13 protein-coding genes are annotated in these 12,670 nt (G+C 44.0%); 12 read left to right on the top strand and 1 reads right to left on the bottom strand.

The genetic code is table 11. The annotated features are described in order from the left end of the window. Positions 1 to 5: 5 nt before the first annotated feature. Complete coding sequence (locus J2Z37_RS05530) at positions 6 to 401, bottom strand: hypothetical protein (RefSeq protein WP_245203594.1); 396 nt, start codon at positions 399 to 401, stop codon at positions 6 to 8. 127 nt (positions 402 to 528) lie between these two features. Between J2Z37_RS05530 and J2Z37_RS05525 the strand changes: the two genes are divergently transcribed. The 12 genes from J2Z37_RS05525 to J2Z37_RS05470 all read left to right on the top strand — a co-directional run bounded on the left by J2Z37_RS05525 (position 529) and on the right by J2Z37_RS05470 (position 12,519). Then, positions 529 to 1,647, top strand: a complete 1,119-nt coding sequence (locus J2Z37_RS05525) for a mandelate racemase/muconate lactonizing enzyme family protein (RefSeq protein WP_209809226.1) — start codon at positions 529 to 531, stop codon at positions 1,645 to 1,647. 138 nt (positions 1,648 to 1,785) lie between these two features. After that, positions 1,786 to 2,442, top strand: coding sequence for a GntR family transcriptional regulator (locus J2Z37_RS05520; protein ID WP_245203593.1), 657 nt, complete (start codon positions 1,786 to 1,788; stop codon positions 2,440 to 2,442). Between the two features lie 104 nt (positions 2,443 to 2,546). Continuing rightward, a complete protein-coding gene (locus J2Z37_RS05515; RefSeq protein WP_209809224.1) occupies positions 2,547 to 4,283 on the top strand; it encodes a 2-oxoacid:acceptor oxidoreductase family protein in 1,737 nt (578 codons plus the stop codon). A 5-nt stretch (positions 4,284 to 4,288) separates the two neighbouring features. Then, a complete protein-coding gene (locus tag J2Z37_RS05510; protein ID WP_245203592.1) occupies positions 4,289 to 5,128 on the top strand; it encodes a thiamine pyrophosphate-dependent enzyme in 840 nt (279 codons plus the stop codon). 13 nt (positions 5,129 to 5,141) lie between these two features. Continuing rightward, positions 5,142 to 5,909 carry an SDR family NAD(P)-dependent oxidoreductase gene (locus tag J2Z37_RS05505; protein ID WP_209809223.1) on the top strand — a complete coding sequence of 256 codons (768 nt, stop codon included), beginning with the start codon at positions 5,142 to 5,144 and terminating at the stop codon, positions 5,907 to 5,909. A 19-nt stretch (positions 5,910 to 5,928) separates the two neighbouring features. Further along, a complete protein-coding gene (locus J2Z37_RS05500; protein WP_209809222.1) occupies positions 5,929 to 6,681 on the top strand; it encodes an SDR family NAD(P)-dependent oxidoreductase in 753 nt (250 codons plus the stop codon). An 11-nt stretch (positions 6,682 to 6,692) separates the two neighbouring features. Next, positions 6,693 to 7,877 (top strand): acyl-CoA dehydrogenase family protein, encoded by a 1,185-nt coding sequence (locus tag J2Z37_RS05495; protein ID WP_209809221.1) that lies wholly within the window; start codon positions 6,693 to 6,695, stop codon positions 7,875 to 7,877. A 5-nt stretch (positions 7,878 to 7,882) separates the two neighbouring features. After that, the gene (locus J2Z37_RS05490; RefSeq protein ID WP_209809220.1) at positions 7,883 to 8,935 is read left to right on the top strand and encodes a phosphotransferase family protein; all 1,053 of its coding nucleotides are present in this window, start codon (positions 7,883 to 7,885) and stop codon (positions 8,933 to 8,935) included. 58 nt (positions 8,936 to 8,993) lie between these two features. After that, positions 8,994 to 10,145, top strand: coding sequence for an acyl-CoA dehydrogenase family protein (locus tag J2Z37_RS05485; protein WP_209809219.1), 1,152 nt, complete (start codon positions 8,994 to 8,996; stop codon positions 10,143 to 10,145). 25 nt (positions 10,146 to 10,170) lie between these two features. Continuing rightward, complete coding sequence (locus J2Z37_RS05480; RefSeq protein ID WP_209809218.1) at positions 10,171 to 10,896, top strand: 2-phosphosulfolactate phosphatase; 726 nt, start codon at positions 10,171 to 10,173, stop codon at positions 10,894 to 10,896. Positions 10,897 to 10,983: 87 nt separating this feature from the next. Then, positions 10,984 to 11,388 (top strand): DoxX family protein, encoded by a 405-nt coding sequence (locus J2Z37_RS05475; protein WP_209809217.1) that lies wholly within the window; start codon positions 10,984 to 10,986, stop codon positions 11,386 to 11,388. Positions 11,389 to 12,006: 618 nt separating this feature from the next. Further along, a complete protein-coding gene (locus tag J2Z37_RS05470) occupies positions 12,007 to 12,519 on the top strand; it encodes a hypothetical protein (RefSeq protein ID WP_209809216.1) in 513 nt (170 codons plus the stop codon). Positions 12,520 to 12,670 lie beyond the last annotated feature (151 nt).

The raw sequence follows: 12,670 nt of genomic DNA, 5'->3' as shown, positions 1-12,670 counted from the left end.
CTTTCTTATCCCCCCCAGTACAACGCAATAAGCCCTAACAAGCTGGTGGCCGTGATCATGGAGGGCAGTGCGATCGGCGGACCAACTAGGACATTGCGCATTTCATAGCCGCCTACACGTTGTCCGATGCCATGGACGTGCATGTAGGAGCCGTAACCACCTGCCAAAATCCCAACAGACAACAAGACAGTCAACAAAAAATGCAACCATGTTACATTGTAAAAAGAAAAGAGAACCATACAAAGGCCAAATACCGGTGTGGCTGTGACTGGAATCCACATCGACCAATGGCGGAAATTTTGGCGATAATGAAACAAGGTGACTTGTACAAAAATCACAAGAAACATTAACCCCAATGCGAAAATAAATACGCGATCCAGGGGCCATCCATTCCAACCCAAAACTGATCACCTTCCCTAGTTAGTTTACGTCTCCATTATTCCAAAAGTTGGACAATTTATGCGGGCATAAAGGAAAACCTTGGAACTCATACTATCTTCATAAAATGGAAAGAAGGGGGGAGAATTTTTGAAAATCGTTTCAGTAGAGACATTCCCTTTATTTTATCGGTTGTCACAGCCATACGGGGATGCTAATGGTTATAAAGAATATCGTACGGTGTTTTTATTTCGAATCACAACTGAGTCGGGGATCTCCGGTTGGGGGGAATGTACTGACTGGCTGCCTTCTTTGAAACTGGGCTTTGAGAAAAGGATCATTCCCTATTTGATGGGGAAAGAGGCAACAGATCGGAGGAAAATTGTTCAATACATAAAAAAATGGCACCAAAGGATAGCTGGAGGCGTGGACATGGCCTTGTCGGAAATCACGGCAAAGTATGCGGGTCTTTCTATATGTGATCTCTGGGGTGGAAAATGGAGAGAGACAGTGCCAGTGTATGCATCTTTTCAATCTTACACTGAGCAGAAGGACTGGATCCAGCATTCTGCGAATCTCGTGGACCAGGCTATAGGCCAAGGATTTGGTCAGCTAAAGGTAAAAGTGGGAGGGCGACCGTTTCAGCAGGATCTGGAACATATTATGCATATTCAGGACATGCTTCAAGGCCAATGCAAACTGATTTTGGATGCAAATCAAAGCTATGATTTGGCCACTGCTCGAAGATGGGAACGAACGTTTTCTAGTTGGTCAAACTTTCTCTGGTTTGAAGAACCGCTTCCGATGAACGAGGTTATTGAGTACGCGCAACTGCGTTCTAGCCTATCTGTTGCTGTAGCTGGTGGAGAGAATCTGAAAAGTACTGCCGAATTTCTTCCACTTCTGCGTGCTGGGGCGATGGATATTATTCAACCGGATATCGCTCATGAAGATGGGATTGATGGGTTTAGGCATACCTTACAATTATCCCGTGATTTCGGGCTTCGAACCTCCCCACACACGTTTGACGGGGCATTGTCGCGACTGTACACCTTATTTTCGCATGCATGCTTACCACCCTGGAGCAAGATGGATGGGGAAGATATTGAACCAGTAGAATGGGATGTTATGGACAACCCTTTTACGCATCTTGTACCGCTCACACCTGTGAAAGGACATGTTGCAATTCCTAGAGGAGTGGGAATTGGCGTGGAGTTGGATGAAGAAATTATGAAAAAGTATCTGTGGGATGGATCATTGTACCGGTAAAAGCGTATTTAGGAGTATTTGATTCAAACAGGGTCTTTAACGGAAAAATTTCCCGCTAATTTAGGCTGCTACCTATGCGTAAGGAAAATAAAATGGTATTTTTATAGTAGCATAAAATGAGTAGGTGGATTGATGAGGATGGAAAAGCACATTGAATTTGATAATAGCAATTTACATGAACGTGTCTATCTTTATTTGAGGGATAAAATTATGCAAAACCAATTGCCTCCCGGATCTAGGATAAGCTACGAAAGGTTGCGGGAGGAGCTTGGTGTGAGCAAGACACCGTTGCGGGATGCCATTAATCGTTTGCAGCAAGATGGGCTCGTAGAAGTCAGACCGCGCTCCGGAACCTATGTCAATACGCCGAAAGTGCATGATATCATCGAAATCTATGATGTTCGCAAATCCCTGGAGAGAACAGCTGTGCAATTGGCTGCACCGATGATCCCTAAAGAAGTGCTAGAATCGTTGTTAGATGAAGCTGAGGAAGCCGAAGAGGAGATACAAAAGGGAAATCGCGAGCGATTTTTCATTGCGGATCGAAATTTACATCAAACAATAATTAAGTACTCGGGGAATAAACGCTTGATTACATTTATGGATACGTTAGAAGTCCAAATTAGATGGTTTGGAATCATTATCGCCAAAAATTTCGATCGTCCTACACAGGCCAATGATATGCATAAAAAGATATTGCAGGCCATGTATCAACTAGACATCCCACAAGCCCAAAGACTTATGGAGGAGCATATCGAAGAGATTAAACTGTATACAGTTGCCGACTATTCGTAAATATTCTATAAATTCAATCAAGGCAAATTAGTTTTTATTGACTGTCCAGTTTGATTTAATTATAATTTAGTGTATTAGAGAGTAATTTTATTTTATTAAAACTGATGTATCAGATACCAGATGCACAGTTTGGTGTAAAACGAAGACGAATTGGGGGGCTACAAATGAAGACTGCTGCGTTATTTGGGTTGACGGGTCAAGGAATTGAAACAGCGGGAGAAATTCTTTCTAATATCATGCGATCCCAAGGGTATACCCATCGGGCATGGAGAGATTTTTCGACGATTATTCGAGGAGGTCACACCGCATTTGAGATTTATATTTCTGAAAAAGGGGAGGAAGCTCCACCTCCAAGAATCGAAACGATCGACATTGCTGTGGTTTGGGATGACGAAGGAGCAAAACGGTACTTACCAAGAATGGCTGATTCAGCCATGCTGTTTGGTTCAATGAACACTACAATGGTACCTGAGGAGAACCGCGGGGAAACACCTAAACTAGGATTTAACGTCTGGAGTCTCGGGGTGATTGCCGGGTACCTCGGGATCCCATTCCCCCTCCTTGAGGATTCGATCAACCAGCACTTTGCAGGTGAATTAAATCAAAACTTGGCACATCGCGGATATATTTTAGGCCAGTTCAAGAATAAGGGGAACACTGTAACCAACAAACTATCCGATCTTGTGACGATTTCCGGAAACGATGCCTTATCACTGGGAGCGATTGCTGGAGATGTACGCCATTATTTTGGATACCCAATCACACCGGCTTCTGAAATCTTGGAAAACCTTACAAAATGGCTCCCGCCGCTCGGTGGTAAAACGGTGCAGGTAGAGGACGAAATGGCTGCCATTTATGCAGCGGCTGGTGCTAGTTATGCTGGTGAGAGGACTTTCGTTGCGAGTAGCGGTCCAGGAATTGCTTTAATGACAGAGGCACTTAGTTACCTTGGCGCAACTGAGATTCCCCTAGTAATCATTGATAATCAACGTGGAGGTCCATCTACGGGGATGCCGACGAAAACGGAACAAAGTGATCTGCAGCATTTACGTTATGCTGGCCACGGGGAGTTTGCCCGGATCATCCTCACACCCACCGATGTTCTAGACTGTATCGCTGTGATTCAAGAGGCTTTAAATCTAGCAGATTATTATCAATGTCCGGTCATTCTTGCGCTTGACCTCGATCTTGCTGTACGCAGAGTTTCCCTTCCATGGGTTGCTGTTGAGCAGGCGATTCGCAGTGTCACCGTGGACCGCGGACCAACACTATTAGAATCATTGCCAATTGAGGATTATGCAAGATTCCATTCAGTAGATGGGGCACCTCCTGTAAGAACTGTTCCAGGGATCAAAGGCGGCGGTTATGTGGCTAGCGGGGATGAGCATGATGAAAAGGGATTTATGGAGCCGGATTTTAAGGTAGTGCGTGAGACCCACCACTTAAGACGACTGCACAAGGCAGATCAAATCGAGTATCAACGACCGTTATCGATTATTGGAAACATGGATGCACCCGTCGCGATTATTGGAACCGGTTCCATGAGTGAACTGATTGAAAATCTTGTAAAACGTCAACCAGAACAGTATAAAGGGGTTCTGCTCCGTCAACTCCACCCGGTTCCTGTAGAAAGTATTGTGAATGCACTTTCCGAGGCAAAAACCGTGATTGTTGCAGAATATAATGCGACTGGACAAATTCGTTCGATGATTGAATCTGCCCTAGTTGATAGACAGATTCATTCTCTTCTTCGCTATAATGGAGAGCATTATACATTGGAAGAATTCCAGGATTCGGTAACTAGTATTTTGTCTGCTCAAAAAGAATTAACGAGGGGGTAATGGAAATGGCAGATACAGTAGTCACTGCAAAGGATTATATGAATGGCAACCCTATCACTTGGTGTCCGGGATGTGGTGATTTTTCAGTATTAAAGTGCATGCATAGGGCTCTTGCGTCCCTGAATATTCAACCGGAGGATACGGTTTTAGTTTCCGGGATTGGCTGCAGCGGAAAGATTGGTCATTACCATGGGGGATATGCCATCCATGGAACACATGGCAGGTCCTTACCAATCGCCCAAGGGGTTAAAGCTTCCCGTCCGGATCTTACAGTCATTGCAGCCGGCGGGGATGGAGATGGATACGGAATTGGTGTAGGGCATCTGGTTCATGCAGCGCGGAGGAACTTAAATATTACCTATGTCGTCATGGATAATGGTGTCTATGGAAATACCAAAGGGCAGACTTCCCCTACAAGCCCGCTAGGGTATCAGTCTTCCACGACACCTTTCGGGAATGCTGACTTGCCAATTAATCCGTTATTGTTGGCATGGGCTTCGGGTGCCTCTTTTGTTGCTCAGGGATTTTCCGGGGATGCCAAGCATCTTGAAAACTTAATTGCCCAGGGAGTCCAACACGAGGGATTTTCTTTGATCAATATCTTCAGTCCATGTGTTGTTTTCAACAAAGCGCAAGGTTATGACTTCTATCGTCAAAAGATTAACTATATTGAAACACCTGCATCTAATGCACAGGATTATGTCGGGGTAATTACTCCGCCTTCCATGCCTGTTGGCGTCCTGTGGAAATCGTATCAAAAAGATTCTTTGCCTGCTAAAGAACCGAGACAAAGCAAAGCGGAAGGGACGGATATTGCTAGTTATCTCCGTTCGAAACTTGCGTAAAAGGAGTGGTGTAATGAACTTTCAGCTGGATTTTTCAGATAAGGTGGTTATCGTAACCGGTGCAAGCAGGGGGATTGGGAAAAGTATCGCACTTGGCTTCGGATCGCTTGGGGCAAATGTCGTTTTGGTGAGCCGGAACAAGGAACAATTAGAAGAAACGGCTGTTTTGGTTCGTGACCGGGGAGGGAAGGCATTGGTTATTCCTGCCGATCTTTCTGACCTGGGGCAAATTCAAAAGGTCGTGGACACCGTTAAACAAAACTTTGCAAAGATCGATGTGTTGGTTAACAACTCCGGTGTTACACGCAGAAAGCCGGCAGAAGAGGTAACGGAAGAAGACTGGAATCTAATCATGGACCTCAATCAGAAATCCTATTTCTTCATGTGCCAAGCAGTAGGGAAGGAAATGATCAAGCAAGGCCATGGGAAAATCGTCAACATGGCTTCTATTGGCGGATTTGTGGCCATCACCAATTCCTCTCCTTATACATCGAGTAAAGGCGCAGTGGTTCAGATGACCAAAGTCTTGGCTTGTGAGTGGGCGAAATATAATATCCAGGTTAATGCGATTGGACCAGGATATATTGCTACGGAGTTGATCGCGAATGCCGTGAAAAATGAAGAATTTTTAAACCGGATTGTGACCAGAACACCTAGCAAACGGTTGGGGAATCCAGATGAAATCGTGGGTGGGGTGCTTTATCTCTCATCTGATTTGGCCAATTATGTGACGGGACATACCTTAATGATCGACGGGGGATTGACTGCATTAGGAGTCTAAACTGATTGGGAGGCGAAAGATGGCAAGTTGGAATTTTTCAGATCAAGTAGTCGTTATCACTGGCGGTGCAGGCGGCCTTGGAAAAAGCTTAATCGCACAATTTCTAAAGGCTGGCGCTATTGTTTTTGCCTCAGATTATCAGCAGGAATCTATTCAACAATTAAATCTGATTTATAGGGATGAACCCAACTTTCACGCAAAAGTTGTGGATATTACCCAGTTAAACCAGGTAGAGACATGGGTCAAAAAGATTGCCACGGAAGCCAAGCGGATTGATATTGTTATTAACGCGGCAGGGATTTGTCCCTATGATTCGATTGAAGAGGTAACGGAAGAACTGTGGGATCGGGTATTGGATATCAATTTAAAAGGGGCCTTCTTCGTTTCACAGGCAGTCATGCATCTGATGAAAGAACAGCATTATGGACGAATTGTCCATATCAGTTCAATAGCTGGACACACAGGCGGGGCTGCCGTGTCTGCACCATATGCGGCCTCCAAGGCAGGGATCATCTCTTTAGCCAAATCGTTTGCCAAAGCATTAGCTCCATATGGAGTGACGGTTAACGCGGTGGCACCGGGACCGTTTGATACCCCGATGATTGCTGATTTCCCCAAGGACATTTTAGATAAAATGGCGTCAACAGCGGCGATGGGGAGAGTAGGAAAAAATGAAGACGTGGTAAACGCCGTAATGTTTTTATGTGACTCTGCCACCTCCTACATTACGGGCGCAACCATTGATATAAATGGTGGAATTTATATGAGATAGGAGCGAAGAAAATGTTCGATTTTAGTCCATCCAGAGAGCAACAAGAAATGATTGAGAAGGCAACGGCTTTTATGGACGAATATGTTTATCCGAATGAAAAATATATGGTACCCCATCGCGGTTTGCCAAATGATATCTTAAAGCCTTTGCAGCAAAAGATAAAAGATTTGGGATTATGGGCAGGCCATTTGCCCAAAGAAGTCGGCGGAATGGGCATGGGGTTTGTTTCTCTTGGCCTGCTTTCGGAGATTATCGGGCGGAGTCCGATTGCTCCCTATATATTCGGTTCAATGGCGCCTAACGCCGGGAATTCAGAAATCCTGTGGCAGGTGGCAACGGAGGAACAAAAGCAAAAGTATTTAATCCCGTTGGCAAACGGGGAGGTTAGTTCTTGCTTTGCGATGACGGAACCGGAAGTCTCGGGTTCAGATCCGACCATGCTTCAAGCTACGGCTGTGCAGGATGGCGACGAATGGGTAATCAACGCCCATAAATGGTTTACGACCGGTGCCATAGGATCCTCTTTTTCAATTGTCATGGTCAGAACCGATCCAGACGCGCCAAAACACGAGCAGTACAGCATGTTCCTGGTGGATGCAGACAATCCCGGTTTTGAAATTGTCCGTGAAGTCCCAGTGATGGGCGATCATTTTGCCGGGGGGCACTGTGAGGTCCGCTATACCGATTGTCGTGTACCTGCGAAAAATATGCTAGGCAACCGCGGCGAAGGGTTTAAATTAGCTCAATATCGGCTTGGACCAGGCCGGATCACGCATGCTATGCGTTGGATAGGCGTAGCCAAACGCAGCCTGGATTTAATGGTTGATTATGCGCTAAAAAGGGAGACTCGCGGGAAAAAGTTGGCCGATTTCCAAACCATCCAGAACTTTATTGCTGACTCTGCTGCCGAAATTGATGCTGCTCGTCTGTTGACCTTGCATGCGGCATGGAAGATGGACCAAGGTGATCAAGCTCGTAAAGAAATCTCCATTATTAAATTTTACGGAGCAAAAGTGCTACATGATGTCATTGACAGGGCCATTCAGGTACATGGGGCACTTGGCATTACAGCGGATACACCACTGGAAGGATTCTACCGGGAGGCTCGAGCTGCCCGGATTTATGATGGGGCGGATGAAGTTCATCGGATGGTGGTTGCGAGACAAGTGATTAAGGCTTATCAAGCAGGGAGGTAGGCAGCATGGGTCACGAAGAGCCCGTATCCATTCATGCAGGAAACGGAATCAACTGGGAGATGGTCGAACGTTTTCTTCGCTTCCATATCAATGGGCTAAGTAATGATCCATTGCAAGTGCATCCATTTTCAGCCGGGTATTCGAACTTGACCTATAAGGTACAGATCGGCTCGTGGGAGGCTGTTCTGAGGCGTCCTCCCTTCGGCCAAGTCCCACCGAAAGCCCATGATATGGAACGGGAATATCGAATTCTAAAAAAACTTCACCCTGTTTACCCTTTAGCTCCACAGCCTTATCTATATGGTGATGATCCACAGGTGATGGAGAAGCATTTTTATATTATGGAAATAAAAAAGGGGCTTGTATTAGATGATACTCTCCCCCCGCAATTTAATCAGCCTGAAACCTGTCGTGTGATCTCGGAAGCAGTGGTAGACACCCTTGTTATGCTGCATGACGTTGACATACAAAAAGCACGGTTAGAAGAGATTGGCCGTCCGGCAGGCTTTTTGGAAAGGCAGGTCAATGGTTGGATCAAACGCTACCAAGCAGCAAAATCTGAGGAACTCTCTGGTGTAGAGATGATTGAAAAATGGTTGGTGGATAACATCCCGACCTCACCACCTGCTACGATGATTCATAACGATTTCAAATTAAATAATATGATGTTATCTCCACACGACCCAAGCAAAGTTGTCGCTGTTTTTGATTGGGAGATGTGTACAGTTGGCGATCCACTAATGGATTTGGGAGTAGCCCTTGCTTATTGGACGGAAACTGGTGAGGCGGAAACCGGACTCACCTCGATTACAAAAAATCCCGGTTTTATCAGCCGACGAGAATTTATTGAGTTGTATGCTCAAAAGAGCAGGAGAGATCTGATTCATATAGACTACTATCTTACGTTTGCTTTTTACAAAGTTGCTGCTGTCTTACAGCAAATTTATGCCCGATGGAGGAGAGGCGAGATTCATGATGAGAGATTCGCAAAATTGGGCGTGGGTGTTCAAAATTTGATGGAGCAAAGCTATAAAGCTATGAAAAAGGAATTGGTATAGAAGAGAAGGTTACCTTGGGGGAGGTTGATCTTCTTTTCTCACGGGAGGGGGAATTTCAATGGAAGAGTTGTTACTATCTGATGAGTTAAAAATGTTACGTAAAACAGTGCGATCGTTTACGAGAGAGTATGTTGTTCCTTTTGAACAGGATGCTGGAAGTACAATCGAGCAATTGCCCACGCCAGTTGTGAACGAGCTGCAAATGAAGGCAAAGGAAAGAGGGTTATGGCTGTTTGGTACTCGAAGCGAATGGGGCGGGGCGGGATTATCCTATTTTCAACAGGTTGTGGTCCTGGAAGAGGTCGTGCAGCATCGATTCGGGTTACAACAACCAGGTGCAGGGGCATTTGGAGAAGACTTGCCCTGTTTTTTAAGAGAATGCATGCCAGAACTATTTGAAAAGTATGTGAAACCATCCATTCAATCAGGCAATGGCTGCTATATCGCCCTTTGGGAGCCAGAGGAAAGCAATAACCTTGATAACTTAACCTGTTACGCGGAGAAAAAGAACGGGAAGTGGTTTGTTCGGGGGAAAAAGTCGTATGTCTCGAATGTGGAGCATGCGGATTTTGGTATCCTGTTGGTTCAAAGTATAACGGAAACTGGAGAGCGCAAACCGACTCTATTCCTTTTAGATCGCAAAGATCCAATCGGGAAAAGAGAACAGGTTTTACTGGATGTTCAGTTAAGTCACGAATTATTCTTTGAACAGTTGGAATTGGAGGACACAAGACGGATTGGAGGGGTAGGGGATGGAGTCCAGTTGCTTGAAGAATGGCTGACGAGTTCCCAGGTGCTGATGTCTGCCCGTTATTTAGGGATTGCCCAAAAGGCTTTGGAAATTGGTATTGACTATGCCTCCTTGCGCATCACAAGAGGAAAACCTTTGTCTGAATATCCAACGATTCGCACAATGTTTGCTGTATCTGAAGCAGAATTGCAAGCAGCCCGATTTTCCGTGTGGAATGCTGCCTTAAAAATGGACCAAAAAAGAAAGGACCGTGATCACGCTGCTAAAATTGCTAAGCTAAATGCCAGCGAAACAGCAGCAAAAGTAGTGGATCGAGTCCTGCAAATCCATGGGGGGGCAGGTTTTACCAGAGATGTTCCACTCGAACGCTGGTACAAAGAACTACGGATTTCCCGTCTACACTTCCAAAGCTCAGAAACCTTACACGAATCTATTGTGCAATATCTTTTGGAAAAGTAAAAGTAAGGAAATTTGAGGGGGTTGTATGCGAAAGATCCAAGTTTTAACACGAAAAGAAGAAATAGATCCCTCCAAACTTACTCATTGTACGGCTGTTGTTATCGATGTGCTACTAGCAACATCAACTATTGCTGCAGCGCTGCACCATGGAATAAAAGAGGTCTTTCCCGTGATCAATGGGGAAGAGGCATTAGCGGTTTACGAAAGCTTTGGTCACGAATGTATAGTAGCGGGGGAACTCGCTGGTTACCCCTTGGAAGGTTTTATCAATCCCGACCCGCTTGAGTTGATCCAAGCAGATTTTGCTGGGAAATCCCTTATCTTATCAACAACGAATGGAACCGTGGCAATTAAAAAAGCTAGTACAGCAAAACGTGTCTATACTTCATCCATTGTTAATGGTGCTGAGGTTGCCAAACAAATAAGAAATGATCCGGATGACAGCTCACTAGTCATCATTTGCGCCGGTTCCATGGGGAATTTCTCGATTGAAGATTTCCTTGGGGCCGGGTACTTAATATCTGAGTTAGTTAAGGCGGACCTAGAGAATTGGACGTTGTCTGATTCAGCACGCACAGCGTATCTGTTCTATCAAAGCCAGAATGATAACATACTCCCTTCGTTTCAAAAATCTGCGACAGCCAGTCTACTTAAGGAACTAGGTTATAGTAAGGCCATCTGTTATGCCGCTCAACCAGGAATTTTACCAGTAGTACCAAGGCTTGTGGATTCCCGGCTTATTGTGGATTAAAAGAAAGCTTCCCCTTTCAAGATTAAAAAAAGGACTTGTCAGCCTTTATGGGACATATCCATATCTTGAAAGGGGTTGATTTTTATAATGGAGCAAAAAGCTGAATGGGGCCTGCTATTCGTAAGAGTAGTACTAGCTGTGATCATGCTCGCTCACGGTGTACAAAAGCTCTTTACCATGGATCAAGTGGTGGAGACCTTTACACAGCATTTAGGACTGCCCGCTGTAATTGCCTACGGTACTGCAATGATCGAAGCCCTTGCCGGATTATCCCTCCTTCTCGGTTTCTTTGTCAGAATCTCCGCTTTTCTGTTTGGCCTCATCATGCTTGGAGCCATCTTCATGGTCAAGCTCGATGTTGGCTTTTTTGGGAATGCGCAAATGCGGGGGTATGAGTTTGACTTAGCGCTACTTTCAATTTGCGTATTGCTAATGCTTACAGGTAGCAGAAAATGGTCTTTGGGGGGAGAAAATATTAAGGGGCGAAGCTAGTAGTCCATGCAAAGGAAATAGCGGAAACATCAACTGAAGTAGAGGGAAAAGTTTTCGCTATGACCGCCGCCCGTTGGATAATCATTCCGAACTTAACATAAAATAGGACAAGATCTCATCGACGGGTTGGTTTATATGGTAGCCATTATAGTGGTTCTTGTTTGTCTGAATGTTTTAGCTCTGTTTTCCATTTTTTTATTAAGAAAATATACCTCTATCTTTGAAATAACGGGAAATATCTTTTTTATTTCTACGGTTTTTCACATTGGTTTTAGTATACTAACCCTAAACACGAAACGGATCGTCCTAAGCGAGACACCTACTGTGTTTTGGATTCTTGAATTAAACAGGATTATTTTTATTCCTTGCCTTCTTATTTGGGTTTTGGTATTCATATTCCATCCCAAATTTCGAGCCATTCAAAAACTCATCATTTTTATTTGGTGGTTTGTTTTGATGGTTGGATTGGAGAAGATTTATCGATTTCTTCATTTTATCGAATTTCGAAATTGGAACGAGGGATATTCTTTAATAAAAATTGGAGTGATTTTTGCGCTCTGTCTAATTTTTATGCGATGGTTTCGCGGACTGATAAAGAAAGAAGAAATGAGGTAGCGTATGACTGTTCTTTTTCAGTTAGATAAGGGAGAATGGTTGATCATTTGGATTTCCTTATGTATTTTAACGATCGCAGCATCTCTTCCTCTACGCTTTAATGTACCGCAAATTTTTTATATTTTTGTCTTCAATCTATTTTTAGGGGTTGTAGTGGACCAATTGCTATCTGTGCCGCCATACGATCTATATGATGTATTATCTCCAAAATTCACGTTTGGTGATGCCTTCATTTATTTGTTTTTATATCCTCCAACCGTTTATATTTTTTTATTTCTCGCCGACATTATTGGATTTAGAAAAAGATTATTACTGTTTAATTTATTGATTGGATGGTCTTTGCTTACACTTTTTTTTGAATGGTTTTTAAGTAAATACGGGGTTTATAAATATAAGGGGTGGACGTATTTCTTATCGGGCGTTTCCTATCCCATCCTTTACAGCTTAAATTTACTTGTTTTATATCTCATAAAGTACAAGAATCAATCGCGTAATACCAAGAGAAACCACTTGTAGGCTTAAAATAATTCCTCCCAATAGGAAGTTGTTTAGAAACCGATTGATTTGAACCAAAATCGGTTTATTTGACGTTTTATGACCTTTTGAAGAATGAATTGAAATCCTGTAAAATAAAGATATATAATTATAATCTTACCTTTAAAGGAGG

The organism is Ammoniphilus resinae (assembly GCF_017873965.1).
Lineage (GTDB): Bacteria > Bacillota > Bacilli > Aneurinibacillales > RAOX-1 > Ammoniphilus_A > Ammoniphilus_A resinae.
The sequence above is the reverse complement of the archived record's forward strand: the minus strand, read 5'-3'. Positions and strand labels throughout refer to the sequence as shown.